We start from the raw sequence: 26,171 nt of genomic DNA, 5'->3' as shown, positions 1-26,171 counted from the left end.
CCCGTAGTCACATTACAGCGAAGCTTTTTGTTGTGTAGGTACAGTGGCGTCCTTTTCTTCCACCTTGCAGGTATCACACGGTAAATGATGGCCTATTAGCTTGCGATAGGCGAACGCACCGACAATCGCGCCAACCACAGGGCCAAACAGTGGCACCAGAAAGTAAGGAATATCTTTACCGCCAGTAAACGCAATGTTTCCCCAGCCAGCTAACCAGGCAAAGGCTTTCGGCCCGATATCACGTGCGGGGTTCATTGCAAATCCGGTGAGTGGCCCCATAGAAGCGCCAATCACCGCAATCAGTAATCCAATAAGTAAGGGAGCCAGCGGGCCACGAGGTACGCCATTACCATCGTCCGTCAGCGCCAGAATCAGAGCCATCAGGATAGCGGTAATCACCATTTCCACTGCGAAGGCCTGCACAAAATTGATATGAGGATTGGGGTAAGTTGAAAAAGTGCCCGCCAGATCAACACTTTCAATGCTGCCACGAACAATATGATGCGTCAGTTCGAAGTCTGCGAAGAGATTGTAATAAAGCCCGTACACTAATGCCGCTGCGCAAAAAGCCCCGGCAAATTGCGCAATAATAAAAGGGATTACCTTGCGACGGTCGAAACAGGCAAATAGCCACAGTGCAATGGTCACCGCAGGGTTCAGATGAGCCCCGGAAACGCCAGCCGTCAGGTAGATCGCCATTGCTACACCTAATCCCCAGATAACGCTAATTTCCCACTGACCAAAGCTTGCGCCAGCCACTTTTAGGGCGGCAACGCAGCCAACACCAAAGAATATCAGTAACCCGGTACCGAGAAATTCAGCGATACACTGGCCTTTTAGGGTTGAGGTTTGACTCATAATCGGATCCTGAATTGTAGACTTATTTATGTATGCGAAGCGGTAGGAATCTTCGCTTTGGCTGAAGGTACACTGTTAATTTATCGTTAACGAGCAAAAACGAGAAATATCGAACTCTAAATGTGTGTGCTATGTCAAATAATGAGCGATATCGCGCGATTTAGCGAGGATGATTTTCTTTGCGGTGCCTGGCGATGATTATTTGTTTAACAAATATGTTAATGAAATTGATTTATTTTGATTATGTCGCCAGGAGAAGGATGAAAAGTGTTGCAAACCGCAATCTGCGCGGGATGCCGCTGGACAGCGATAGCGTGGCTTCATACAATCGGAGTTAAAGTTAGTGTCTCGTTTTTATTAAGGCGTCACCGGTTATCGGGACGGGATCAAGTGGATATCCATCAACGCCTTGCAATTCAGGAGAGGTATGACAATGTCATTAGAAGTGTTTGAGAAACTGGAAGCAAAAGTACAGCAGGCGATTGATACCATCACTCTGTTGCAGATGGAAATCGAAGAGCTGAAAGAAAAAAACAACTCACTGTCGCAGGAAGTTCAAAATGCCCAGCATCAGCGCGAAGAGCTGGAGCGTGAGAACAACCATCTGAAAGAACAGCAGAACGGCTGGCAGGAACGTCTGCAGGCCCTACTGGGTCGTATGGAAGAGGTCTGATTACGCTTCTTCTTTCGCGTAATTACTTTGCGGTATAAGGCACCTTGCGGTGCCTTTTTTATCACTCAATATCCAGCGGATCTTCAGAAAGAATAATCCCGGTATTGTCGGCATAGAGATGGTCGCCAGAGAAGAAAGTGACACCGCCAAAGTTGACGCGGACATCGCTTTCGCCAATGCCTTCGCCTGCGGCACCGACCGGAATTGCGGCCATTGCCTGGATGCCGATATCCAGCTCTTCCAGGTCATCTACCTGACGCACCGCGCCGTAAATGACCAGGCCTTCCCATTCATTTTGTACTGCCAGACGCGTCAGCTCAGCATCGACCAGTGCACGACGAACAGAACCACCGCCATCAACGACAAGAACACGACCACGGCCATTCTGTTCGAGCAGATCGTACAGCAACCCGTTGTCCTCGAAACATTTTACCGTGATGATTTGTCCGCCAAACGACGCCCGTCCGCCAAAGTTGGAGAACAACGGTTCCACGACGTTGACATCTTCCTGATAGATGTCACAAAGCTCGGAAGTATCGTATTTCATAGGCTTAACATTCAGTTGCTGCGAGAATTTTCAGTATATCGCGCTATGTGGGTTGTTGGCAAAATCATCAATTGTTAATTGATATTTGTCAGTTATGCCAACCACTGGCTTAAGATAATCCCTAAAACAAACAAAAGGTTAGTCAATAATGCCCCTTTTACTGTGCGTTCCAGCATTGGGCGCATCGCGGCAGGTTCCATTTCGCGCATGACATAGCGCGCCTGTTTCACCAGCAGCGGTGTCGCCAACAGGAACAGCCAGCCCCAAACGCTATGTAAAGAGATCAGATTAAACAGTGCCAGACACACCAGCGAGCCCATCAGCAGACAAGCATGGTAACGACGTGCGTTCACTTCCCCTAAACGCACCACCAGCGTGTTTTTGCCATTCTCCCGGTCGCTATTGATATCGCGCAGGTTATTAATATTCAGTACCGCTGTTGCTAACAACCCACACGCCGTCGCCGGAAGGATCAGCGCCGGAATCAGAGTGTGCGCCTGCAAATACCAGCTTCCCATCACACTTAGCCAGCCAAAGAAAATCAGGACAGAAATATCACCGAGGCCAATATATCCATATGGACGATTGCCTACGGTGTAGGTGATCGCGGCAATAATTGAAAGCCCACCCAAAATCAGGAAACCAACAAAATCGGCGAGTGTATGACATGCCACTGCAACCAGTGCCAGCCCGGAGAGGCAAATCAGAACGACAGTGATGATCAGCGCCCGTTTCATCTCTTGCTGGGTAATCACACCTTTTTGCATGCCGCGCAGTGGTCCAATGCGGTCAGGTTTATCGCTGCCTTTTACCGCATCGCCGTAATCATTGGCGAGGTTAGAGAGAATTTGCAGCAGTCCGGCGGTAATCAGTGCCAGGAGGGCGACCAGCGGATCGAAGTGACCTTGCCACCATGCCAGCGCCGTCCCGACGATAATTGCAGCAAAGGCGAGGGGGAGGGTTTTAGGTCGTAAACTTTCCAGCCACGCCTGAGTTCGGCTAATTTGTTGTTCAGTCATAATACGCGCCAATAAAAATGGGGCCTTTCAGCCCCATCAAACAATGATGAAAATGATTGAACGCGATTATAGGATAAAACGGCTCAGATCTTCATCTGCCACCAACGCATCCAGATGTTTGCTCACATAATCTGCGTCGATGGTGATAGATTGACCGCTTAAATCGCTGGCGTCGTAGGAGATCTCTTCCATCAAACGCTCCAGAACGGTGTGTAAACGGCGAGCACCGATGTTTTCGGTGGATTCGTTTACCTGCCATGCCGCTTCCGCGATACGCTTAATGCCCGACTCAGTGAACTCAATATTCACGCCTTCGGTCGCCATCAGTGCTTTGTACTGCACGGTGATAGAGGCATTCGGTTCGGTCAGAATACGCTCGAAGTCGCTGGTGGTCAGTGCCTGCAGCTCAACACGGATCGGCAGACGGCCTTGCAGTTCCGGGATCAGGTCAGACGGTTTCGCAATCTGGAACGCGCCAGAAGCGATAAACAGAATGTGGTCAGTTTTGACCATCCCGTGTTTGGTGGAAACGGTGCAACCTTCTACCAGCGGCAGCAGGTCACGCTGAACGCCTTCACGAGAAACATCCGGACCGGAAGACTCACCGCGCTTACAGATTTTGTCGATTTCGTCGATAAACACGATCCCGTGCTGCTCAACAGCGTCGATAGCGTCTTGCTTCAGCTCTTCCGGGTTCACCAGTTTCGCCGCTTCTTCTTCAATCAGCAGCTTCATGGCGTCTTTGATTTTCAGTTTACGCGCTTTTTGTTTCTGACCGCCCAGGTTCTGGAACATGGACTGCAGCTGGCTGGTCATCTCTTCCATTCCCGGAGGCGCCATAATTTCAACGCCCATCGGTGCTGCGGCAAGATCGATTTCGATTTCTTTGTCATCGAGTTGGCCTTCACGCAGTTTTTTGCGGAATGCCTGACGAGCAGCGGACGGTTCCTGCTGTTGTTCGGTCTGTCCCCAGTTGTTTTTAGCCGGTGGGATCAGCACGTCGAGAATACGTTCTTCTGCCAATTCTTCAGCGCGATAACGGTTTTTCTCGATAGCCTGGACGCGTACCATTTTCACGGCGGCATCGGTCAGATCGCGGATAATAGAATCCACTTCCTTACCTACATAGCCCACTTCGGTGAATTTGGTCGCTTCAACTTTAATGAACGGCGCATTCGCCAGCTTAGCCAGACGACGAGCGATTTCAGTTTTACCGACACCGGTCGGGCCGATCATCAGGATATTTTTCGGGGTCACTTCATGGCGCAGCTCTTCGTTAAGCTGCATGCGACGCCAGCGGTTACGCAGTGCAATCGCCACGGAACGCTTGGCGTTATCCTGGCCGATGATGTGCTTATCCAGTTCGCTGACGATTTCGCGTGGGGTCATTTCAGACATGGGAGATCCTTACGCTTTGTAGCTTAATTCTTCGATGGTGTGGAAATGGTTGGTATAGATGCAAATGTCGCCTGCAATATCCAACGCCTTTTCAGCAATTTCACGGGCGCTTAGTTCAGTGTTTTCTAACAGCGCGCGCGCCGCAGCCTGGGCGTAAGGGCCGCCGGAGCCGATAGCAATAAGATCGTTCTCTGGCTGCACCACGTCACCGTTACCGGTGATGATAAGCGATGCAGTTTCATCCGCGACTGCCAGCAGTGCTTCAAGTTTGCGCAACATGCGATCGGTACGCCAGTCTTTCGCCAGCTCAACAGCGGCTTTAACCAGATGGCCCTGATGCATTTCCAGTTTACGTTCAAACAGTTCGAACAGCGTAAAGGCATCCGCAGTACCGCCAGCAAAGCCCGCGATCACTTTATCGTTATACAGGCGGCGAACTTTTTTCACGTTGCCTTTCATTACGGTGTTACCCAGTGTGGCCTGACCATCACCGGCGATTACCACGTGGCCATTACGGCGTACGCTTACTATAGTTGTCACGAGCAGACCCCTTGGTTAGGAATACAGAATTCAAACCCCGCACAATTGTGCGGGGCATAATGCAATTATAGATGGGGGGGATTTTGAGGGTTTCAACCCCCGGTAGCGAGTCGAATACAGTTTGTGTGACCCGCCATCTTCAGGCGATTCAGGGTGCCGTCGGCATTTTCTTTCCCTTTAATCGGGCCAATCACCACACGATTCCAGCCATTGTTGGTGGTAATTTTGGAATCAAACCCTTCAAAAGCCAATTGCGCACGTACGGTTTCTGCCTGCTCGGCACCTTTAAACGAGCCACACTGCACCATCCAGCGACGTTCGTCTTTCTTCTCAGCCGTTGGTTTTGGCGCATCAGCGGCCCGGCTAACAGGCGCGACTTGCTGTGACTTAGGCTGCGCGGCAGTGTGTGCTGGCGTTTGCAGGAGATCCTGGTACGGCTGCTGAGCCGCCTGGCGTGTCTGCTGCGTCTGGCGCGGTGGTTGCTGAGCTTGCGCGGTACGCGGTTGCTGATATGCCTGCTCAGCCTGTCGCTGCTGCTGTTGAGCCGCCTGAATCTGACGCTGCTGTGCCTGACGTTGAAGCGTTTGCTGACGCTGTTCTGGCGTCTGTTCATTCCATGGAACTTCAACCAATTGCGTCGGCTGCTGGCGCATATCAGCCTGCATTTGCTCCAGTAGCTGCCGCTGTTCAGGCGTTAACTGGTCAGGATTGATCACTTCGCCACCTGCAGAAGGTTCTGTTGGCGCACGCACACCAGGCTGGCGACTTTCCAGCTCTTTAATGTAACGCCAGCGCTCTTCTGGTTTGGGGGGGAGTCCGTTTCCGGTCACTTTTTGACTTTGCAGCGTCTCGGACTCTTCTTTCTTGTGATGGGTAATGAAGTACAGACCGCCGATAAAGGTCACAAGAACTGCAGCGGCAATAGCGACCATTGCCGGTGATACCGCAGGCATGTTGCGTTGCTTTTTCCGTGAAGTGCTCTTTTTGCGCCGCGAAGGAGCCGGTTGGCCGCGACGTACATAATCTCGTTGTGCCACTATCGTTTCGCTGTATTTATTCGTTCATCAGCCCGCCATGTTACTTAAGCGACGGGCCTTTGACCAGACACGGAAGTCTTAAAGCCAGTGACTTTATGTTAAAGCGCGTGTGGATTCACGAACGATCAGTTCGCAGTCCATTAATCGGGATCCATTACTCACATCGTGGCCATGAATTTGTTCCAGTAATAAGAGCATGGCTTCACGACCAATCTCGTAACGCGGTTGGGCGATAGTGGTCAGTGGCGGATCACAATGTTCGGCCAGGGCGATATTGTCGAATCCCATAATTGACACATCATCCGGGACTTTCAGCCCCATACGTTTAGCACTGGAGATAGCCCCAACAGCCATGACATCGCTATGGCAAAAGATAGCTGTTGGCGGTTCTGGTTGATCGAGCAGTTGCTTTAACGCATTGCCACCTGCCTCATAAGTAAAATCACCGCGGGCAATATAGTGTGGATTAACGGTGATGGCATTACGACGCAACGCCTGCACGTACCCTTGTAAGCGATAGTGGCAGAAGGGCATATCTTCCGGCCCGGCGATACAACCGATACGCCGATGCCCAAGACTGAGCAAATAATTGATTGCGTTAAATGATGCCGTAAGGTTGTCGATATGAACTGTAGGTAACTCCAGTTCCGGGGCAAATTCGTTCGACATCACCATCGGCGGTAAATTACGCTGCTCTTCTACGCTGGCGTTAAATGGCAAGCGGGAACTCAACAGCACCATGCCATCGATTTGTTTAGTAACAATTAAATTGATAAACGTCTTTTCTTGCTGATTCTGATGGGCGCAATCGCCAATTAATACCAGATATCCCTGTTCGGCAGCTGTGACTTCAACACCCCTGATAACGTCATGAAAGAAGGGATCGCAAATATCCGGGACAATCACCAGAATGGTGCGTGATTCATTACGTTTCGCGTTTCGCCCCATAGTTTGCGGCAAATACCCTACTTCCCTGGCGGCCTGTTCAACCCGGCTACGTGTTGCCTGGGAGACTTTATCTGGATTCATTAACGCGCGGGACACAGTTGCAGTGGAGACCTTTGCCTTCAGTGCAACATCTTTCATTGTAGCGGCAGTCACCTGCTTCTTCAGCTTCACTTTCTCTCCTCGCCTGAAACTCTGGCGCAGAACAATCCTTGTTTAACTCGTTTTCGACACATTTTTATCAGATAGTTAGTGGAAGCGGTTACAGAATTTTCATTAAAAGTGTGATGAATATTAAATTTTTCGATCCGCCTCGCAACGTTTGCGCATTAGCCTTCGATGGGATCGACATCCAGCACCCATTTCACCTTGCGGGAATCCGGTATTGTATTAATAAGCGCCAGCGTACCATTGATGATGTGCTGTAAGCGCACGCGGGAAGGGTGCTGCAACAAAATTTGCCAGCGCCAGCGACCGCCACGTTTAGGGGCCAGCGCCGGAACCGGGCCGAGAACCCAGAGTTTCTCGTCTGCCAGCGGGCTGGAGAGGATGAGATTACGCAGTTGTTGCAGGAACAATGGCGCGTGCTGATTGTTATGATCTTCCGCACGCACAATCACATGGCTGGTCCATGGCGGCAGTTGCATCATTCGCCGCTCAGCCAGCGCCTGTTCGGCAAAGGCGTCGTAGCCTTTATAGAGCAACGTTTGCAACAGCGGATGTTCAGGATGGTGCGTTTGCAGCACTACTTCGCCCTGTTTACCCGCACGTCCGGCACGGCCAGCCACCTGGGTATAAAGTTGGGCAAAACGCTCTGCCGAGCGAAAATCCGCAGAAAACAGCGCGCCGTCCACATCCAGTAACGCCACCAGCGTCACATCCGGGAAATGGTGACCTTTCGCCAGCATTTGCGTGCCGATCAAAATCCTCGCACCGCCGCGATGTACTTCCGCCAGTTGTTGTTCAAGCGCCCCTTTGCGGCTGGTGGTATCGCGGTCGATACGAGAAATGGGCACACCAGGGAACATTGGCGCGAGCGTCTGTTCAAGCTGTTCGGTGCCCAGCCCCACGGGTACCAGGTGCGTGGAGCCGCAGGAAGGGCACTGGCGCGGCACCGGGCGTTGGCTGTCACAGTGGTGACAGCGCAAATGCTGTTGCGCCTGATGCAGCGTGTAGTAGTGATCGCAACGTGGGCATTCGGCAATCCAGCCGCAATCGTGGCACAGCAAGGCAGGCGCAAAGCCACGGCGGTTAAGAAAGAGGATAACCTGGTTGTCGGCCTGTAAATGCTGGCGCATACGGGTGATTAACGCCGGAGCCAGACCAGCCTGCACCTTCTGACCTTTTAAATCCAGCACGTGTTGAATTGCCGGACGCGCATTCCCTGCCCGACGGGTCAGGCGTAGCAGGCGGTATTTTTTCTGCTGCACGTTGCATAACGTTTCCAGCGCGGGCGTTGCGGAGCCAAGAATAATCGGGATTTGCTCGCTGTGCGCACGGTACACCGCCAGGTCGCGGGCATGATAGCGCCAGCCTTCCTGCTGCTTGTAGGAACTGTCGTGCTCTTCATCAATGACAATCACACCGAGATTTTTAAACGGCGTAAACAGCGCGGAGCGGGTGCCGATCACAATCGCCGCCTCACCATTTTTCGCTTTCAGCCACGCCGAAAGGCGCTCACTGTCGTTCAGGCCGGAATGCAGAACTTCCACTGGCGCATTAAACCGCTCACGAAAACGGGCAATAGTTTGCGGCGTCAGGCCGATTTCCGGCACCATCACCAGCGCCTGTTTGCCCTGTGCGAGCACGTTTTCCAGTACGCTCAAATAAACTTCTGTTTTACCGGAACCGGTAACGCCCGCCAGCAACCAGGCAGAGAAGGTATCCGCTGCGCTATGGATGGCGCCAACGGCGGTGGCCTGTTCAGTATTCAATCGCAACCGCTCGCCAGAAACGGCATAGTTCGTTCGCCAGTCGCTAAACTCTGGTGTTTCACTCGCTAACTCACACAGGCCTTTTTTGCGCAGCGCCTGCAATGCGGCATCATTAAATTCAAGTTCCGCGACCTGATCGCGCCAGATTTTGCCTTGCCGTAACGCTGCCAGCGCCTGTTGTTGCTTTGGCGAACGTTTCAGGCTGTTCAGATCCACCGCCTGACCTTGTTCAGTGGCAAACCAGTACCACATCGGCGCGTTCGCCGCAGGCCGCCCCTGGCGCAGTAAAATCGGCAAGGCATGAAACAGCACATCGCCAATCGGATGATGATAGTAATCTGCCGCCCATAGCAGTAATCGCCAGACGGAGTGAGTAAATACCGGCTCAACGTCCAGCACTTCTACTACCGCTTTCAGCTCGTTAAGCGGCAGCTCGCTGACGTCGCTAACTGACACCACAACCCCGATGCGCTCCTGCTGTTTGCCAAACGGCACACGCACGCGACACCCGGCTTTAACCGTCATGCCTTCTGGCAGCAGATAGTCAAAGGTACGAGGAAGCGGAACGGGCAAGGCAACGTGAGCAACGGGCATAGCATCATCCTGACTTGAAATTCGGTGGAACAGTATACACATTGCCGTAGAGGAGTGCGGATCAGTTTGCATACGCTGGTTAATTTCTGTATGATTCGGCGCCTTTGATACGAAATGATCGTGTCAAACTATACTTTAAACATCGCGTGGTGTCTGGCGTTAGGGCTGGAAGAGCGACGCGGCCTTAAACCGAGGTTTTCCCATGAAAAAAGATATTCACCCGAAATACGAAGAAATTACTGCTAGCTGCTCTTGCGGTAACGTAATGAAAATCCGCTCCACCGTTGGTCATGACCTGAACCTCGACGTGTGCAGCAAGTGCCACCCGTTCTTCACTGGCAAACAGCGTGATGTTGCTACCGGTGGCCGTGTTGACCGCTTCAACAAGCGTTTCAACATCCCGGGCAGCAAATAAGACCGGATTTCCGAAAAAAGCGCCGCACGGCGCTTTTTTTGTGCCTGAAAAACTTTAAGGCATTGCGCTCATCACACTTCCTGCCGTCAATTTTAAAGCTGGTTCAATCTCTATCCCCGCGCTTTGTAACCCTTTTGCCGTCCATTTATTACAGGTATTTAAAATCCCATAGCGACCATTCGCGGCATAAAACTGGCTGTCACCATAAATGCCTTTTTTGAGCGGAATAATATTTCCCGCGTCGCTACGGGAAAAGCTCCGACCAATAAATAACATTAAGGTCGAAAGTTGACCGTTGTTAATTGTCAGTGGCTTAACTTCACTGCCAGGAAAATAGCGTTCAGGTGGGGCAGAGAACGCCACCACATGCATGACTGCGCCAGTAGACCAGAACATCGCCTGTAGTGTCAGGCTACTGGTAATTTCCTGTGCCTGATAAAAGCCTTTATCGCCCCAGCCGATTTCATACCATTTTGGTTGCGCAAATCTCGCGTCGAGTTGCGGTAAAACGCGATTAACGTTTGCGGCGGGCACCACAATTCCGGTATGCCAGCCGTGACTGACAATATAAATATTATGCTGACCTGCAAAGTCATTGTTTACCGGAGCGACAGCTTGCGGAAAGGTCGTGCAACTACAAAGCAACAAACAGACTACGGCGGGAATTATTTTTTTCATCATCCATTACCAGGAAAACAGCGGCCATTCTTTGGCGACTGTGGTGAGTTGTGGCGCATCGAAAACGGCTTGTGGCGAGACCACCGTTTCCTCAAGCGGAATATTTTTCCCGTAACGTTCTTTGAGCTTCGCCTGAACCAGCGGGTTGCTGAGATCGAACTCTTTCAGTTTTTGCTGTTCACCCACGCGCATTCCCAGTGCGTTCTGGTAAACCTTCCACACCACTTCCGAACAGTACTGGCGATCGTCGCTCCACGAGAAGCTGAAATCGTACGGTTTGCCGAGATAACGTTTTGCCGTTTGCGCCAGTTTTTGCTGTTGTTCGGTATTCAGCCCACCTTCAACGCGGCGAACAATGTATTTGCCATCTTCACCGTGGGCGATCCACTGCTTGAGCGGGGTGTATTTCACCGGGCCGACTGCTTCAAAGACGTAGGGCTTTTTGTTACGCATCACCAGCATACCGGAATGGCTGTAATCGGAATGGGTCGCCAGTTGGATTGCTTTACTTTGCGATGAGCGAGAGATCTGAAAGATGATGTCGCCAGTTTCCGGCTGCCAGGCAAGGGCAGGCATAGAAACCAGCAGGCTGAGGATCAGTAGCCTGTATTTCATAGTTAAACGTCCATGTATGAAAAAAGCGGCTGGTTAACTCCGCGCCGCTCTTTTCCGCTTTAGTATTCCCACGTTTCCGGGTTAATCCCCATCTCACGCATGATCTCTTTTGCCGCTTCCGGGATTTCGTCGCTGCGCTCTTTACGCAGGTCGGCATCATCCGGCAGAGGTTGCCCGGTAAAGGCATGCAGAAACGCTTCGCACAGCAGCTCGCTGTTGGTAGCGTGACGCAGGTTGTTCACCTGACGACGCGTGCGTTCATCGGTGAGGATTTTTAACACCTTAAGAGGAATGGAAACCGTAATCTTTTTGACTTGTTCACTCTTCTTGCCGTGCTCAGCGTATGGGCTGATATATTCGCCGCTCCATTCAGCCATGAGATACTTAATCCTCTTCGTCAATAAATTGAGATCAGACCACACAATTTATGTGGGTACTGACCGTAAACCCGCATAGTTTACCGTACAGGCGTTACCGTGACATCGTGTAATGCACCTGTCGGCGTGATAATGCATATAATTTTAACGGCTATTTGGGATTTGCTCAATCTATACGCAAAGAAGTTTAGATGTCCAGATGTATTGACGTCCATTAACACAATGTTTACTCTGGTGCCTGACATTTCACCGACCAAGCCCAGGGAACTTCATCACATGACGCGTAAACAGGCCACCATCGCAGTGCGTAGCGGGTTAAATGACGACGAACAGTATGGTTGCGTTGTCCCTCCAATCCATCTTTCCAGCACCTATAACTTTACCGGATTTAATGAACCGCGCGCGCATGATTACTCGCGTCGCGGCAACCCAACGCGCGATGTGGTTCAGCGTGCGCTGGCTGAACTGGAAGGCGGTGCTGGTGCAGTGCTGACTAATACCGGCATGTCTGCCATCCACCTGGTAACGACCGTCTTTTTGAAACCTGGCGATTTGCTGGTTGCACCGCACGACTGCTACGGCGGCAGCTATCGCCTGTTCGACAGCCTGGCGAAACGCGGCTGTTATCGCGTGCTGTTTGTTGATCAAGGAGATGAGCAGGCATTGCAGGCTGCACTGGCAGAAAAACCCAAACTAGTACTGGTAGAAAGCCCAAGTAATCCATTGTTACGCGTCGTGGATATTGCGAAAATCTGCCATCTGGCAAGGGAAGTCGGGGCGGTGAGCGTGGTGGATAACACCTTCTTAAGCCCGGCATTACAAAATCCACTGGCATTAGGTGCCGATCTGGTGTTGCATTCATGCACGAAATATCTGAACGGTCACTCAGATGTAGTGGCTGGCGTGGTGATTGCTAAAGACCCGGACGTTGTCACCGAACTGGCCTGGTGGGCAAACAATATTGGCGTGACGGGCGGCGCGTTTGACAGTTATTTGTTGCTGCGCGGTTTGCGAACGCTGGTGCCGCGTATGGAGCTGGCGCAGCGCAACGCGCAGGCGATTGTGAAATATCTGCAAACCCAGCCGTTAGTGAAAAAACTGTATCACCCGTCGCTGCCGGAAAATCAGGGGCATGAAATTGCCGCGCGCCAGCAAAAAGGCTTTGGCGCAATGTTGAGTTTTGAACTGGATGGCGATGAGCAGACGCTGCGTCGTTTCCTGGGCGGGTTGTCGTTGTTTACGCTGGCGGAATCATTAGGGGGAGTGGAAAGTTTAATCTCTCACGCCGCAACCATGACACATGCAGGCATGGCACCAGAAGCGCGTGCTGCCGCCGGGATCTCCGAGACGCTGCTGCGTATCTCCACCGGTATTGAAGATGGCGAAGATTTAATTGCCGACCTGGAAAATGGCTTCCGGGCTGCAAACAAGGGGTAAAAATGAGTGTGATTGCGCAGGCAGGGGCGAAAGGTCGTCAACTGCATAAATTTGGTGGCAGTAGTCTGGCTGATGTGAAGTGTTATTTGCGTGTCGCGGGCATTATGGCGGAGTACTCTCAGCCCGACGATATGATGGTGGTTTCCGCAGCCGGTAGCACCACTAACCAGTTGATTAACTGGTTGAAACTAAGCCAGACCGATCGTCTCTCTGCGCATCAGGTTCAACAAACGCTACGTCGTTATCAGTGCGATCTGATTAGCGGCCTGCTACCCGCCGAAGAAGCCGATAGCCTCATTAGTGCCTTTATCAGCGATCTTGAGCGCCTGGCGGCGTTGCTCGACAGCGGTATTAACGATGCGGTGTATGCGGAAGTGGTGGGCCACGGTGAAGTGTGGTCGGCGCGCCTGATGTCTGCGGTACTTAATCAACAAGGGCTGCCAGCGGCCTGGCTTGATGCCCGCGAGTTTTTACGCGCTGAACGCGCCGCGCAGCCGCAGGTTGATGAAGGGCTTTCTTACCCGTTGCTGCAACAGCTACTGGTACAACATCCGGGCAAACGTCTGGTGGTGACCGGGTTTATCAGCCGTAACAACGCCGGTGAAACGGTGCTGCTGGGGCGTAACGGTTCCGACTATTCCGCGACACAAATCGGTGCGCTGGCGGGGGTTTCCCGCGTAACCATCTGGAGCGATGTCGCCGGGGTATATAGTGCCGACCCGCGTAAAGTGAAAGATGCCTGTCTGCTGCCATTGCTGCGTCTTGATGAAGCCAGCGAACTGGCGCGTCTTGCCGCGCCAGTGTTGCACGCGCGTACTTTACAGCCAGTTTCTGGCAGTGAAATCGACCTGCAGCTGCGCTGTAGCTATACACCGGATCAAGGTTCCACGCGCATTGAACGCGTGCTGGCTTCCGGTACGGGCGCGCGTATTGTCACCAGCCACGATGATGTCTGTTTGATTGAGTTTCAGGTGCCCGCCAGTCAGGATTTCAAACTGGCGCATAAAGAGATTGACCAAATCCTGAAACGTGCTCAGGTGCGCCCACTGGCGGTTGGCGTACATAATGATCGCCAGTTGCTGCAATTTTGCTACACCTCGGAAGTGGCCGACAGTGCGCTGAAAATCCTCGACGAAGCAGGATTACCTGGCGAACTGCGCCTGCGTCAGGGGCTGGCGCTGGTGGCGATGGTTGGGGCGGGCGTCACCCGTAACCCGCTGCATTGCCACCGCTTCTGGCAGCAACTGAAAGGCCAGCCGGTCGAGTTTACCTGGCAGTCCGATGACGGCATCAGCCTGGTGGCAGTACTGCGCACCGGGCCGACCGAAAGCCTGATTCAGGGGCTGCATCAGTCCGTCTTCCGCGCAGAAAAACGCATCGGCCTGGTATTGTTCGGTAAGGGCAATATCGGTTCCCGCTGGCTGGAACTGTTCGCCCGTGAGCAGAGCACGCTTTCGGCGCGCACCGGCTTTGAATTTGTGCTGGCAGGCGTGGTGGACAGCCGTCGCAGCCTGTTGAGCTATGACGGGCTGGACGCCAGCCGTGCGCTAGCCTTCTTTAATGATGAAGCCGTCGAACAGGATGAAGAGTCGCTGTTCCTGTGGATGCGTGCCCATCCGTATGATGATTTAGTGGTGCTGGACGTTACTGCCAGCCAGCAGCTTGCTGATCAGTATCTCGATTTCGCCAGCCACGGTTTCCACGTCATCAGTGCCAACAAATTGGCGGGAGCCAGCGACAGCAATAAATATCGACAGATCCACGACGCGTTCGAAAAAACCGGGCGTCACTGGCTATACAACGCCACCGTTGGTGCAGGTTTGCCGATCAACCATACCGTGCGCGATCTGATCGACAGCGGCGACACTATTTTGTCGATCAGCGGGATCTTCTCCGGCACACTCTCCTGGCTGTTCCTGCAATTCGACGGTAGCGTGCCGTTTACCGAGCTGGTGGATCAGGCGTGGCAGCAGGGCTTAACTGAACCTGACCCGCGTGATGACCTCTCCGGCAAAGACGTGATGCGCAAGCTGGTGATTCTGGCGCGTGAAGCGGGTTACAACATTGAACCGGACCAGGTGCGTGTTGAATCACTGGTGCCAACCCATTGCGAAGGTGGAAGCATCGACCATTTCTTTGAAAATGGCGATGAACTTAATGAGCAGATGGTACAACGGTTGGAAGCGGCCCGTGAAATGGGGCTGGTGTTGCGCTACGTGGCGCGTTTCGATGCCAACGGCAAAGCGCGAGTAGGCGTGGAAGCGGTGCGTGAAGACCATCCGCTGGCATCACTACTACCGTGCGATAACGTCTTTGCCATCGAAAGCCGCTGGTATCGCGATAATCCGTTGGTGATCCGTGGGCCAGGCGCGGGACGCGACGTCACCGCCGGGGCGATTCAGTCGGATATCAACCGGCTGGCGCAGTTGTTGTAATCCTGAGCCAGAGAAAGCAGTATTTGCGTAACGCGCCCTGCGGAAAGCGGGGTGCTGTGAGTAAATACTGCTTGTTTATGTAGCCAGTCGATAAAATGTCTGCTGGTTGCGAAAGAGAGCATTTCAGCTTTGCTGTTATTTCCGCCTGTTAATGCACATACCATTTTACGATTTTTGCCCTGACTCCAAAGTTGCCACTGATTTTTCCACCAGCCGTGATAAGTTGTTCCCTGAAAACTCCAGGGCATATTATCGGTATAGTCAGCTATTTCCTCTTCAATAAACCAAATTTCACCTTGCTGTTGGCGAAAGAGATCTGCCCAGGCCGTAATAATGGCACCTCTTAAAAAACACTCGTGTGAAATTACATGTGTTTTTACTGTAGGGAATAAAATATTCAGTACTCTGAAATGCCCGTGTGCAGTGATAACCGGACGCAGAATAATACCTTTAGCATTGCGTTTGAGCGCTGCGCTGCCATACTGAATTTCATCAAACTGACTGCGGCGTAGAAATTGTGCTTCGCGCATATCAACGCGTTGTACAATATTACTCTCGTGTAACTCTGGTTCTGCATTTCCTCTGTATCGATAATGCAGACTTTCTCCAGCCTGATGCTGCGTGTAATTAGTAGAAAGATGAAGAATATTACCGCGAAGAGCATCAAAACTGATTAAAACATACAGTTTCTGCCCATTGCTGGCTCCCTGAAATGGCATGAGAAAAGCAACTGTTTCGATTATTTCAGGAGGCGTTATTTCTTTCTGATATTGTTTAGGTGTCCAGACTTTTTTGCAGTTACGACATTGAATGCGTTGCGACCCCTGTGGATTGTGGCCATAACAAATCGTCTTTGTGCCATAACATACCGGGCAGAAATGACCTTTCTCAGTTGCAAAAGTAGATAAGTGAACTGACAGCCAGTCACGAAATTGTTGTTCGTCAAACAACGGCGGGTAACTTCCACATGCCCGACAGTGCAGTGCCGGATAACCCAGTCGATAGTCTGGCCAGCTGTAATCTGTCGATGTTGGTTGCCCTAAATTACGGCAACCAAACGACTTGCAGGCATTAATCGTAAACAGAGTCGACATATTTCACCAACGATTTCACAAGGTCGTTGATTTTGTCCGGCAACGCTCCCTTGTGGATGTGATTATTCTCACATAAATAACTCTTTCAGAACGTAATGTAGCAATCCTTTATCTCACTGAAAGGGACTATTTATGAAAATTAAAATGCTTGCTGCGGGTATCGCATTAACACTGCCGTTTTGGGCTTGCGCCAAAGATGTCACCATCATTTATACCAACGACCTCCATGCACATGTAGAGCCTTATAAAGTGCCGTGGATTGCTGACGGTAAACGAGATATTGGCGGCTGGGCAAATATCACTACGCTTGTTAAACAAGAAAAAGCTAAAAACAAAGCGACCTGGTTTTTTGATGCGGGTGACTATTTTACCGGGCCGTATATCAGCAGCCTGACTAAAGGCAAGGCGATTATCGATATTATGAATACCATGCCGTTCGATGCGGTCACTATAGGTAATCATGAATTTGATCACGGCTGGGACAATACGTTATTACAGTTGAGTCAGGCAAAATTCCCGATTGTGCAGGGTAATGTTTTTTATCAGAACAGCAGTAAATCATTCTGGGATAAGCCCTATACCATCATTGAAAAAGACGGCGTGAAAATTGGCGTGATTGGTTTGCACGGTGTATTTGCCTTTAATGATACGGTATCTGCGGCAACGCGAGTGGGTATTGAGGCGCGTGATGAAATTAAATGGCTACAACGTTATATCGATGAACTCAAAGGCAAGGTTGATTTGACCGTTGCCCTGATCCACGAAGGTGTTCCGGCCCGCCAGTCCAGTATGGGAGGCACAGATGTGCGTCGCGCACTGGATAAAGATATTCAGACGGCAAGTCAGGTGAAAGGGCTGGATATTTTGATCACCGGACATGCACATGTGGGTACGCCAGAACCGATTAAAGTCGGCAATACGCTCATCCTTTCCACTGACAGCGGCGGGATTGATGTGGGTAAACTGGTTCTCGACTACAAAGAGAAGCCGCACACTTTTACGGTGAAAAACTTCGAGCTTAAAACTCTTTACGCCGACGAGTGGAAGCCCGATCCGCAAACAAAACAGGTGATTGATAGTTGGAATAAAAAGCTGGATGAAGTCGTGCAGCAAACGGTGGCGCAATCGCCGGTTGAACTAAAACGTGCCTATGGTGAATCAGCTTCTCTCGGGAACCTGGCGGCAGACGCTTTGCTGGCAGCGGCGGGTAAAAATACCCAGTTGGCGTTAACCAACTCTGGTGGGATTCGCAATGAGATCCCGGCGGGTGCAATTACGATGGGTGGCGTCATCAGTACCTTCCCGTTCCCCAACGAACTGGTGACGATGGAACTCATGGGTAAACAATTACGCAGTTTGATGGAACACGGCGCAAGTTTGAGTAATGGCGTTTTACAGGTATCGAAAGGCCTGGAAATGACGTATGACAGCAGCAAGCCGGTTGGTCAGCGGGTTATCTCGCTGACTCTGAATGGCAAACCGATTGAAGATGCGACGGTTTACCACATTGCCACTCAGAGTTTCCTTGCTGATGGTGGAGATGGATTTACCGCGTTTACCGAGGGTAAAGCGCGCAATACGACGGGCGGTTATTACGTTTATCACGCGGTGGTTGATTACTTTAAAGCGGGTAACACCATCACGGATGAACAGATCAACGGTATGCGCGTGAAAGATATCAAGTAAAAGTACGTATTGAGGCTGCCTTATCCGACCCATAGAAGAACGTGGGCCGGATAAGATGTGTTTGCATCGCCCTCCCGCTCTACAGCTGTTTAGCAAAGACCTCTTTTGCCGCGAACAAGCCATTCAGTGCTGCCGGGAAACCGGCATAAACCGCCATCTGCATGATCACTTCAGTAATTTCTTCCCGCGTTAACCCAACATGAAACGCCGCCGCAATATGTACCTTCAGCTGTGGTGATGCGTTCCCCAATGCGGTCAATGCCGCGACAGTGGCGATTTCGCGACTGCGTAAATCCAGACCCGGGCGGGAATAGATATCACCGAAGGGGAATTCAATCAGGTAACGGGCAAAGTCCGGAGCGATATCTTGCAGACTTTCGACAACGGCATTGCCGCCTTTACCATCCACTTTTTGCAGCATCTCCTGACCGGTAATAAAACGTTCTGAATGCATGGGGAAATCCTCGTTTATCTTAGGTGTGACGCGAGAATAAGCTGCCGGACATTATTTGGATAATACCGTTTCCGTGATACCTTTTCGGTATGACAAGCGCACAGATTCATTCACTCGATATTCGCCTGCTACGCTACTTTGCCGTGGTGGCGGAAGAGAACAACATGAGCCGGGCGGCCCAACGACTCTTTATGTCGCAACCGCCGCTCAGCCGTCATATTCGCCAGCTTGAGGAGCGTCTGGGGGTAACGCTGTTTGAGCGTCACAGTAAAGGGCTTACGTTAACCAACGATGGCGTGCGGGTGCTGGAGATTATTCGCCCGCTGCTCGCACAGCAGGAAAAAACGTATCAGGCGCTTTCTCAGCTTGCGCAAACCGAGGCGAAGTCGTTGCGGCTGGGGCTAACGACGGCGTTCGAACAAGGCGTTTTTGCGGCCCTTGAAGCGCAAATTGATGTTTCGCTACAAATCATTCGCCATAGTTCGCCAGGTGAGGCGAGGCAAGCTGGATGCTGCGCTGGTGGCTCTACCGCTGGAAACGTCAAACTTAGTGGTATCCCCGCTCGACTGGCATGAGCCGCTCATTGCTGCATTACCCGCCCATTGGCCTGAGGCAGAAATGGCCTCGCTTTCATTAGCATTATTGAATTCCCGCCCTTTGTTCTGGTTCAGACGCGAACGCAACCCGGTATTTTTTGATTACACTCGCCAGATTTTCCAGCGCGAAGGCTATGCGCCGTCTTGCCTCGAAGAGCCGCTGGAACATGATGTTTTACTTGCCAGAATCGCCCATGGCGATGGCCTGAGCATTCTTCCTTCTTCATTTACCGCGATTCATCGACAGGGCGTTGTTTTTCGCCCGCTACAGGCAAGCAATTTATGTGTCACCGCGGGGCTGGCAATGCTGCCGGAAAACGCGGCCCGCTTTGCGTGGTTAACATCGATATTGTCTGAGATGTTCTCTTCTTTTAAGTAATACGACATACAGGTGGTCTGCATCTGCCCAAAAAAGTGGCAGGGTGCGGACGAGGTTTTCCCTGCGAAAATCATCGCATGATGAATTTGCGGGGGAAGCGCATGATAAATAACGATCCACTTTTTGCATTGATTAACCAGGAGCAACAGCGCCAGCGGCAGTCGCTGGAACTGATTGCCTCGGAGAATTTCGTAAGCCCCGCCGTTCTCGCGGCGCAGGGGTCGGTGTTAACCAATAAATACGCCGAAGGTTATTACCAGCATCGCTATTACGGTGGCTGTAAGTTTATTGATGAGGTTGAGATGCTGGCGATAACCCGCGCGCAGCAGCTCTTTGGCGCGCGTTACGTCAATGTGCAGCCTCACTCCGGCAGCCAGGCGAATCAGGCGGTCTATCTGGCGTTGCTGAAACCCGGCGACAAAATTCTTGGCATGAGCCTGCAATGCGGCGGGCATCTCACGCACGGTTCGCCGGTCAATCAATCCGGCAAATGGTTTAACGCTTTTCACTATGGCGTCGATGCGCACAGTGGTTTGATTGATATGGATCAGGTCGAGATGATCGCGCTGCGTGAGCGCCCGCGGTTGATTATTGCCGGAGGATCGGCTTATCCACGCCATTATGATTTTGCCCGTTTTCGCCGCATTGCCGATGCCGTTGATGCCATTTTGCTGGTGGATATGGCGCACTTTGCCGGGCTGGTGGCGGGCGGCTGTTTTCCCTCGCCGCTGGCATATGCTGATGTCGTCACCACCACCACGCATAAAACGTTACGCGGGCCGCGCGGCGGCATGATCCTCACCAACGACGCCAGGCTTGCGAAAAAAATCGACAGTGCCATTTTTCCCGGTTTGCAGGGCGGGCCGTTGATGCACGTTATCGCAGCGAAAGCGGTGGCGCTTGGCGAGGCATTACAACCGGAATTTAAACGTTATGCTGGGCAGGTTATCGACAATGCGCAGGCGATGTGCCAGCAACTGGCGCTGCGCGGCCTGACGCTGTTAACGGGCGGCACCGACTGCCATCTGGGGATTATCGACCTGCGCCCGCAGGGGTTAACCGGCGCACAGGTGGAGTACTTTCTCGAACTGGCGGGGATCACGGTCAATAAAAACACCCTGCCGGGCGATCCGCAGCCGCCGTCGATTACCTCCGGCGTTCGTATTGGCAGCGCGGCCTGCACCACGCGTGGGATGAAGGCGGATGACTTTGCGCTTATTGCCGACTGGATAAGTGAAATCATTTTCGCCATTAACTCGGCAGATATTGCAGACATTTGCGCCGATATTCAGCAAAAAGTAATACAACTAACCAACCGCTACCCGTTGCCTTATTAATGATGACTTCTACTGAAATCCAGGCGGCGTGCGGCGTTATGTGTATTAATCGCGCCGCCATCGTCGACAATTATCGTATGCTGGCCCGCCATGCTGCCCCTGCGCAATGTGGCGCGGTGTTGAAAGCCAATGCCTATGGTCTGGGGGCGGAGACGATTGCGCCCGCCCTGTATGCGGCGAACTGCCGGATCTTTTTTGTCGCACAGCTTTCTGAAGGCGTGGCGCTGCGTAAAATCCTGCCCACTGATGCGATGGTGGTAGTGCTTAATGGGGTTATGCCGGAGGCGATGGTGTTTTGTTTCGCGCAGCAGATCACGCCATTACTCAATTCCATTGACCAGGTGATGGCGTGGCTTACGTTACTGGAAACGCGCCAGCAGCGGCGTGCGGTGATGATCCAGCTCGATTCCGGTATGTCGCGGCTGGGCGTGATGTCGCAACAACTGATGCGTCTGGCGGCGATATTTCGTGAGCGTAACTGGCCTGCGCCGGACTATATCATCAGCCATCTGGCGAACGCCGACAGGCCGGATCATGCGTTAAATATGGTGCAACACGCGCGACTCCAGCAGGCAAAAGCGGTTTTCCCCAGCAGCCGATTTTCGCTGGCGAACTCCTGCGGGATGTTTTTGCACTTGGGCTGGCGGGAAGATCTCTGTCGTCCGGGGATTGCGCTGTTTGGCGTCACCCAGCCGTGGTTTTCCAGACTGTTAAAACCGGTCTTTACGCTGACGCTGACCATACTGCGCGTGCAGGATGTCCCGGCCGGAACGCCAGTTGGCTACGGCAGCACGGTTACCGCCACGCGTCCGCTGCGTATCGCCACGATATCCGCGGGTTACGCGGATGGCGTTCCGCGAAATATGCGTCCTCCGGCGGGCGTATGCTGGCGCGGCGTGCGGTTACCGGTATTGGGGCGGGTGTGTATGGACAGCTTTATGGTTGATGCCAGCGCTGTCTCGCCGACAGCGGGCGATGTAGTGGAATTTATTGGCACAGGCCAGACGCTGGAAGAGGTTGCGGCGGCCTGCGACACCATCCCGTATGAGATTATGACCCGGCTGGGTGCACGTTTTCAGCGCATAATGCAGCCCGCAGGCGTTTGACGCCCTGTTCAATTTCGTAGGGGGTAAAGGCGGCGAATCCCAGCAGCCAGCCCGCGGGCGCGGGGTGCGTCAGCCAGAACTGGCGCATTCCGGCGATGTTTAACCCGGCGCGGCGCGCGACGTTCAGTGTCTGTTGCTCATCAATACCTTCATGCAGCCAGCAGGGCATTTGTAATCCACCGGATGTCACCACTGGCGTGACCCATTCACTTAAGTGTTGATGAATAGCCTCTGCCAGGCTCGCCTGCCGCACCGCGTACATACTGCGCATGTTGCGAATATGGGCGGCAAAATGACCGGACTCGATAAATCGCGCCAGCGTTAGTTGGGATAACGCAGGCGTTTCGCCATCAAGCAAATTACGCGCGGCGGCAAAGTGCGCAGCCAGCGACGTCGGCACCACCAGATAACCGATGCGCAGGCCGGGATAGAGCGTTTTGCTGAAAGTGCCGACATACAGGGTGCGTTGCTCGCAGTCTAACCCTTGCAGACAGGCGACGGGCGCGCTGGTGTAGTGAAATTCGCTGTCGTAGTCGTCTTCGATAATCCACGCATTGTGCGCCTGCGCCCAGGCAATCAGGGCATGACGCCGCGCCAGCGTGAGCAAATGACCGGAAGGAAACTGGTGCGAGGGCGTGACGTAAACCAGCTGCGCGGGCGGCAGTTTATCCACCCGGATCCCGGCGTCATCCACTTCAACGGGAAGAAGATTAAGCTGTGCGGCAGAAAACGCCTGACGCGCGCCGGGATAGCCTGGATTTTCCATCGCCACCGACTGTCCGGCCTCTGCCAGCAGTTGCCCGCACAGCCAGAACGCCTGCCGTGCGCCGCTGACAATCACAATCTGCCCGGCATCTACCTTCGCGCCGCGTTCAAAATTAAGGTAATGCGCAATTTGCTGGCGCAGCTGTGGCTCGCCCTGCGGATCGCTATTTAACATCAGCGTATGCGCCTGCTCACGTTGGATCTGGCGGGAAAAGTTCTGCCAAATGTTTAGCGGGAAGTTTCGCGTTTCCGGCAGGCCAAGCGTAAAGGTCTGCATCTGGCGGGCATCGAAAGAGACTGCGCGATCGGCAATTGGCTGCCAGCGAGCGCTTAAAGCCGGTACTTGCCCGGGCGAGGGTGGTTGCGCGTGCTGGCCCTGAATATGCGGTATCCCCTGGCGGCTGGCGAAACTCCCGGCCCCCTGCCTGCGAGCCATAAAACCGTCGCGGTGGAGCTGGGAATAGGCATTTTCGACGGTATCTCTGGAAAGGCCAAGTTGCTGGGCCAGTGCGCGAGCGGAAGGCAGCTTTGCGCCATCGGCCAACACTCCAGATATCACCAACTGACGAAAAGCCTGATACAGACGCAGATGCAGCGGCAGGCTACGCCACTCTTGCGCGTCGATCATGATTTGTATCGACTCGAAATTCCCAGTGTTCATCAATACGTTTTTATTCCTTACGTTAAGCAATTCATTAGCTTGACTCGAGCATAACTTCTTGTCCTGAAATATAATTTTTACTCATAAACGAATTATTCTGCGATAAGAAGTATAATTGTCTCCAATGTCATCCATATATTCTAATTCGTCCGTATGTTTATTATATCCTTTGTAATAAGTTGCCACAGGCAAGAATCCTAATACAACATTAGCACCTCCGCAGAGATTGCACCCACCATCGCCACCTTTCAGAAGAATATCTTTATCATTAATAATTTCCTGAAGATAGGGATCAAATGCAATCTGCAACCCAAACTGATTAGGCCATTCTATATCCCAGGTTGTTGGTTCTTCTGAAGTAATAAATGGGATTTTCATTTGATAGTCGAAATTATTCCCACAGCGCCAGAGTGTCCTGGAACCACCGCCACATAAATATTCCCATTCATCTTCGCTCGGAAGATCAAAACTATTGCTTTGGATATTTTGAAGTAACTCATCATAGCTAATTGATTCATATATTTGTGCAAATAAATCCCCATCTATATATTGTAATTTCAATCTTGCGTTTAATTCGTGAACTCCAGGATTAATTTTTTCCATATAATCAGACAGAAATTTTTGCAGCATGCTGTTCTCTGTGATGCGGGGGTCCGTAAGAGATACTTCCTTCCAACTTGGTTCGGCGTGAACGTTTCTTTCAACCAGCATCGGGGAAATTGTAACCTTCCTGACAGGTGTGCAAGAGTCAGTGAGATAATTATTCAAATCTAAACCTTCTGGTTCCAACATCTCTTCAAATTCTTGTTTTGTCGGACCATCCATATTATTGAGACTGGCATCCCACCCTAATATTACTGTATCCCCGGGGACAACAACAAATTCACTGCCATCTTTATATTTAAAAACACCTGTTTCAGTAGATTGTCCAAATGCAGAAAATGTCTCTATTCTGTCAAAAGTAAAATCAGCTAAGTGGGCTAATTTTTGTAACAGCAGGATCTTTTTTTCATCTTTATTTAACTTATTATATTGAGCTTGAGTATTAAGATACATGTGCTATTTCCCCGGTAAACTTATTTTCATAAATTATCACTGTTTGTATAACCGTGACTATTGATATAATCCTAAAATTACACGCTTTAACACTCGTTGCACCGGTTAATAGAAAAAATAATTAAACAAATAAATATCATCTTAAATGAGGTATATTCCACATGTTCAGGTACGAGGAACTTTGGCCTTTATCCTGAATTTTTTTCATCTTCCCTGATTTTTCCTCACCATCATTGGTCATTTTTCGGTTGACGCCCTTCAGCTTTTCCTTCATCTTTACATCTGGACGTCTAAACGGATAGATGTGCACAACACAACATATAACTACAAGCGATTGATGAGGTAAGGTATGAGCTTTTTTCACGCCAGCCAGCGGGATGCCCTGAATCAGAGTCTGGCAGAAGTCCAGGGGCAGATTAACGTTTCGTTCGAGTTTTTCCCGCCGCGTACCAGTGAAATGGAGCAGACCCTGTGGAACTCCATCGATCGCCTTAGCAGCCTGAAACCGAAGTTTGTATCGGTGACCTATGGCGCGAACTCCGGCGAGCGCGACCGTACGCACAGCATTATTAAAGGCATCAAAGATCGCACTGGTCTGGAAGCAGCACCACATCTTACCTGTATTGATGCGACGCCCGACGAGCTGCGCACCATTGCACGCGACTACTGGAACAACGGTATTCGCCATATCGTGGCGCTGCGTGGCGACCTGCCGCCGGGAAGTGGTAAGCCAGAAATGTATGCTTCTGACCTGGTGACGTTGTTAAAAGAGGTCGCGGATTTCGATATCTCCGTGGCGGCGTATCCGGAAGTGCATCCGGAAGCGAAAAGCGCCCAGGCAGATTTGCTTAACCTGAAACGAAAAGTGGATGCCGGAGCCAACCGCGCCATTACTCAGTTCTTCTTCGATGTTGAGAGCTACCTGCGTTTTCGCGATCGCTGCGTCTCGGCAGGCATTGATGTGGAAATTATTCCGGGCATTTTGCCGGTTTCGAACTTTAAACAGGCGAAGAAATTTGCCGACATGACTAACGTGCGTATTCCGGCGTGGATGGCACAAATGTTCGACGGCCTGGATGACGATGCTGAAACCCGCAAGCTGGTGGGCGCAAATATCGCGATGGATATGGTGAAGATTTTAAGCCGTGAAGGAGTGAAAGATTTCCACTTCTATACGCTTAACCGCGCTGAAATGAGTTATGCGATTTGCCATACGCTGGGTGTTCGTCCTGGTTTATAAATAGTGTGCCTTTTGTGAAAATCACACTGTGATCACAAATTTTAAACAGAGCACAAAATGCTGCCTCGAAATGTGAGTGAGAAAATAAGGTAGTCAGCCTTGTTTTCTCCCTCATTTCTTGAAGAATACGAAGCTAAAACCTTTTTTATAAAGCATTTGTCCGAAATCGGACATAATCAAAAAGTCTTAATTACGATCAATTTGATCTACATCTCTTTAACCAACAATATGTAAGATCTCAACTATCGCATCCGTGGATTAATTCAATTATAACTTCTCTCTAACGCTGTGTATC

General features: G+C 51.6%; 23 protein-coding genes and 1 pseudogene. 9 read left to right on the top strand and 15 right to left on the bottom strand.

The features are described 5' to 3' along the window. Positions 1-12: 12 nt before the first annotated feature. A complete protein-coding gene (locus EFER_RS19215; RefSeq protein WP_000084279.1) occupies positions 13-858 on the bottom strand; it encodes an MIP/aquaporin family protein in 846 nt (281 codons plus the stop codon). A 427-nt stretch (positions 859-1,285) separates the two neighbouring features. Between EFER_RS19215 and zapB the strand changes: the two genes are divergently transcribed. Continuing rightward, entirely contained in the window at positions 1,286-1,531 is a 246-nt protein-coding gene (gene zapB / locus EFER_RS19210; RefSeq protein WP_001296623.1) for a septal ring assembly protein ZapB, read from the top strand. Positions 1,532-1,592: 61 nt separating this feature from the next. Here the strand turns inward: zapB and rraA are convergent, their stop codons facing one another. The 7 genes from rraA to priA form a co-directional block, all read right to left on the bottom strand. Then, positions 1,593-2,078 carry a ribonuclease E activity regulator RraA gene (rraA, locus tag EFER_RS19205; protein ID WP_000872913.1) on the bottom strand — a complete coding sequence of 162 codons (486 nt, stop codon included), beginning with the start codon at positions 2,076-2,078 and terminating at the stop codon, positions 1,593-1,595. A gap of 92 nt (positions 2,079-2,170) precedes the next feature. Next, the gene (gene menA / locus EFER_RS19200; protein ID WP_002431813.1) at positions 2,171-3,097 is read right to left on the bottom strand and encodes a 1,4-dihydroxy-2-naphthoate polyprenyltransferase; all 927 of its coding nucleotides are present in this window, start codon (positions 3,095-3,097) and stop codon (positions 2,171-2,173) included. Between the two features lie 66 nt (positions 3,098-3,163). After that, positions 3,164-4,495, bottom strand: coding sequence for an HslU--HslV peptidase ATPase subunit (gene hslU, locus EFER_RS19195; protein WP_001293345.1), 1,332 nt, complete (start codon positions 4,493-4,495; stop codon positions 3,164-3,166). Positions 4,496-4,504: 9 nt separating this feature from the next. Continuing rightward, a complete protein-coding gene (hslV, locus tag EFER_RS19190; RefSeq protein WP_000208242.1) occupies positions 4,505-5,035 on the bottom strand; it encodes an ATP-dependent protease subunit HslV in 531 nt (176 codons plus the stop codon). A 92-nt stretch (positions 5,036-5,127) separates the two neighbouring features. Then, on the bottom strand, positions 5,128-6,072 hold the full coding sequence (gene ftsN / locus EFER_RS19185) for a cell division protein FtsN (RefSeq protein ID WP_002431812.1): 945 nt from the start codon (positions 6,070-6,072) through the stop codon (positions 5,128-5,130). A 93-nt stretch (positions 6,073-6,165) separates the two neighbouring features. Beyond that, entirely contained in the window at positions 6,166-7,191 is a 1,026-nt protein-coding gene (cytR, locus tag EFER_RS19180; protein WP_000768576.1) for a DNA-binding transcriptional regulator CytR, read from the bottom strand. A 155-nt stretch (positions 7,192-7,346) separates the two neighbouring features. Then, positions 7,347-9,545, bottom strand: coding sequence for a primosomal protein N' (gene priA, locus EFER_RS19175; protein ID WP_015953872.1), 2,199 nt, complete (start codon positions 9,543-9,545; stop codon positions 7,347-7,349). A gap of 202 nt (positions 9,546-9,747) precedes the next feature. Here priA and rpmE point away from each other — a divergent pair, with 202 nt between their 5' ends. Further along, positions 9,748-9,960, top strand: coding sequence for a 50S ribosomal protein L31 (gene rpmE, locus EFER_RS19170; RefSeq protein ID WP_000710769.1), 213 nt, complete (start codon positions 9,748-9,750; stop codon positions 9,958-9,960). A 54-nt stretch (positions 9,961-10,014) separates the two neighbouring features. On the opposite strand, the gene EFER_RS19165 is transcribed toward rpmE, so the two are convergent. The 3 genes from EFER_RS19165 to metJ are packed head-to-tail and all read right to left on the bottom strand — an operon-like array spanning position 10,015 to position 11,630. After that, positions 10,015-10,638: a TIGR02117 family protein gene (locus tag EFER_RS19165; protein WP_000720776.1), complete on the bottom strand. Its 624-nt coding sequence runs from the start codon at positions 10,636-10,638 to the stop codon at positions 10,015-10,017. Between the two features lie 6 nt (positions 10,639-10,644). Then, the gene (locus EFER_RS19160) at positions 10,645-11,253 is read right to left on the bottom strand and encodes a YiiX family permuted papain-like enzyme (protein ID WP_000877397.1); all 609 of its coding nucleotides are present in this window, start codon (positions 11,251-11,253) and stop codon (positions 10,645-10,647) included. 59 nt (positions 11,254-11,312) lie between these two features. Further along, on the bottom strand, positions 11,313-11,630 hold the full coding sequence (gene metJ, locus EFER_RS19155; RefSeq protein WP_000852812.1) for a met regulon transcriptional regulator MetJ: 318 nt from the start codon (positions 11,628-11,630) through the stop codon (positions 11,313-11,315). Between the two features lie 276 nt (positions 11,631-11,906). Between metJ and metB the strand changes: the two genes are divergently transcribed. Continuing rightward, complete coding sequence (metB, locus tag EFER_RS19150; protein WP_001353720.1) at positions 11,907-13,067, top strand: cystathionine gamma-synthase; 1,161 nt, start codon at positions 11,907-11,909, stop codon at positions 13,065-13,067. 2 nt (positions 13,068-13,069) lie between these two features. Continuing rightward, complete coding sequence (gene metL, locus EFER_RS19145; RefSeq protein ID WP_000110761.1) at positions 13,070-15,502, top strand: bifunctional aspartate kinase/homoserine dehydrogenase II; 2,433 nt, start codon at positions 13,070-13,072, stop codon at positions 15,500-15,502. Here the strand turns inward: metL and EFER_RS19140 are convergent. Continuing rightward, positions 15,466-16,596: a hypothetical protein gene (locus EFER_RS19140; RefSeq protein ID WP_000105525.1), complete on the bottom strand. Its 1,131-nt coding sequence runs from the start codon at positions 16,594-16,596 to the stop codon at positions 15,466-15,468. The two genes, metL and EFER_RS19140, sit on opposite strands and share 37 nt — an antisense overlap. A 132-nt stretch (positions 16,597-16,728) precedes the next feature. Between EFER_RS19140 and EFER_RS19135 the strand changes: the two genes are divergently transcribed. After that, positions 16,729-18,282, top strand: a complete 1,554-nt coding sequence (locus EFER_RS19135) for a bifunctional metallophosphatase/5'-nucleotidase (RefSeq protein WP_000694764.1) — start codon at positions 16,729-16,731, stop codon at positions 18,280-18,282. A 79-nt stretch (positions 18,283-18,361) separates the two neighbouring features. Here EFER_RS19135 and EFER_RS19130 read toward each other — a convergent pair whose 3' ends face one another. Continuing rightward, positions 18,362-18,736 (bottom strand): carboxymuconolactone decarboxylase family protein, encoded by a 375-nt coding sequence (locus EFER_RS19130; RefSeq protein ID WP_000555490.1) that lies wholly within the window; start codon positions 18,734-18,736, stop codon positions 18,362-18,364. An 89-nt stretch (positions 18,737-18,825) separates the two neighbouring features. On the opposite strand from EFER_RS19130, the pseudogene EFER_RS19125 reads away from it, so the two are divergent. The 3 genes and pseudogenes from EFER_RS19125 to EFER_RS19115 all read left to right on the top strand — a co-directional run bounded on the left by EFER_RS19125 (position 18,826) and on the right by EFER_RS19115 (position 22,154). Next, positions 18,826-19,711 (top strand): annotated as a pseudogene (locus EFER_RS19125) (LysR family transcriptional regulator). A gap of 101 nt (positions 19,712-19,812) precedes the next feature. Then, complete coding sequence (locus EFER_RS19120) at positions 19,813-21,048, top strand: serine hydroxymethyltransferase (protein WP_000609325.1); 1,236 nt, start codon at positions 19,813-19,815, stop codon at positions 21,046-21,048. Positions 21,049-21,086: 38 nt separating this feature from the next. Continuing rightward, positions 21,087-22,154 carry an alanine racemase gene (locus EFER_RS19115; protein ID WP_000334979.1) on the top strand — a complete coding sequence of 356 codons (1,068 nt, stop codon included), beginning with the start codon at positions 21,087-21,089 and terminating at the stop codon, positions 22,152-22,154. On the opposite strand, the gene pdxR is transcribed toward EFER_RS19115, so the two are convergent. Continuing rightward, entirely contained in the window at positions 22,099-23,580 is a 1,482-nt protein-coding gene (gene pdxR / locus EFER_RS19110; RefSeq protein ID WP_001091686.1) for a MocR-like pyridoxine biosynthesis transcription factor PdxR, read from the bottom strand. The two genes, EFER_RS19115 and pdxR, sit on opposite strands and share 56 nt — an antisense overlap. Positions 23,581-23,661: 81 nt before the next feature. Continuing rightward, the gene (locus EFER_RS19105) at positions 23,662-24,636 is read right to left on the bottom strand and encodes a hypothetical protein (RefSeq protein WP_000281210.1); all 975 of its coding nucleotides are present in this window, start codon (positions 24,634-24,636) and stop codon (positions 23,662-23,664) included. A gap of 349 nt (positions 24,637-24,985) precedes the next feature. Between EFER_RS19105 and metF the strand changes: the two genes are divergently transcribed. Beyond that, entirely contained in the window at positions 24,986-25,876 is an 891-nt protein-coding gene (gene metF / locus EFER_RS19100; protein ID WP_000007523.1) for a methylenetetrahydrofolate reductase, read from the top strand. The last annotated feature ends 295 nt before the right edge of the window (positions 25,877-26,171 follow it).

The organism is Escherichia fergusonii ATCC 35469, from assembly GCF_000026225.1.
Taxonomy (GTDB): Bacteria; Pseudomonadota; Gammaproteobacteria; order Enterobacterales; family Enterobacteriaceae; genus Escherichia; species Escherichia fergusonii.
The sequence above is the reverse complement of the archived record's forward strand: the minus strand, read 5'-3'. Positions and strand labels throughout refer to the sequence as shown.

Coding starts and splice junctions, on each gene's coding strand:
- EFER_RS19135 (WP_000694764.1), top strand. CDS start 16,729: ATGAAAATTAAAATGCTTGCTGCGGGTATCGCATTAACACTGCCGTTT.
- zapB (WP_001296623.1), top strand. CDS start 1,286: ATGACAATGTCATTAGAAGTGTTTGAGAAACTGGAAGCAAAAGTACAG.
- rraA (WP_000872913.1), bottom strand. CDS start 2,078: ATGAAATACGATACTTCCGAGCTTTGTGACATCTATCAGGAAGATGTC.
- EFER_RS19120 (WP_000609325.1), top strand. CDS start 19,813: ATGATAAATAACGATCCACTTTTTGCATTGATTAACCAGGAGCAACAG.
- metL (WP_000110761.1), top strand. CDS start 13,070: ATGAGTGTGATTGCGCAGGCAGGGGCGAAAGGTCGTCAACTGCATAAA.
- metJ (WP_000852812.1), bottom strand. CDS start 11,630: ATGGCTGAATGGAGCGGCGAATATATCAGCCCATACGCTGAGCACGGC.
- priA (WP_015953872.1), bottom strand. CDS start 9,545: ATGCCCGTTGCTCACGTTGCCTTGCCCGTTCCGCTTCCTCGTACCTTT.
- EFER_RS19140 (WP_000105525.1), bottom strand. CDS start 16,596: ATGTCGACTCTGTTTACGATTAATGCCTGCAAGTCGTTTGGTTGCCGT.
- EFER_RS19165 (WP_000720776.1), bottom strand. CDS start 10,638: ATGAAAAAAATAATTCCCGCCGTAGTCTGTTTGTTGCTTTGTAGTTGC.
- menA (WP_002431813.1), bottom strand. CDS start 3,097: ATGACTGAACAACAAATTAGCCGAACTCAGGCGTGGCTGGAAAGTTTA.
- EFER_RS19160 (WP_000877397.1), bottom strand. CDS start 11,253: ATGAAATACAGGCTACTGATCCTCAGCCTGCTGGTTTCTATGCCTGCC.
- metF (WP_000007523.1), top strand. CDS start 24,986: ATGAGCTTTTTTCACGCCAGCCAGCGGGATGCCCTGAATCAGAGTCTG.
- EFER_RS19130 (WP_000555490.1), bottom strand. CDS start 18,736: ATGCATTCAGAACGTTTTATTACCGGTCAGGAGATGCTGCAAAAAGTG.
- hslU (WP_001293345.1), bottom strand. CDS start 4,495: ATGTCTGAAATGACCCCACGCGAAATCGTCAGCGAACTGGATAAGCAC.
- EFER_RS19105 (WP_000281210.1), bottom strand. CDS start 24,636: ATGTATCTTAATACTCAAGCTCAATATAATAAGTTAAATAAAGATGAA.
- rpmE (WP_000710769.1), top strand. CDS start 9,748: ATGAAAAAAGATATTCACCCGAAATACGAAGAAATTACTGCTAGCTGC.
- EFER_RS19215 (WP_000084279.1), bottom strand. CDS start 858: ATGAGTCAAACCTCAACCCTAAAAGGCCAGTGTATCGCTGAATTTCTC.
- EFER_RS19115 (WP_000334979.1), top strand. CDS start 21,087: ATGTGTATTAATCGCGCCGCCATCGTCGACAATTATCGTATGCTGGCC.
- pdxR (WP_001091686.1), bottom strand. CDS start 23,580: ATGAACACTGGGAATTTCGAGTCGATACAAATCATGATCGACGCGCAA.
- metB (WP_001353720.1), top strand. CDS start 11,907: ATGACGCGTAAACAGGCCACCATCGCAGTGCGTAGCGGGTTAAATGAC.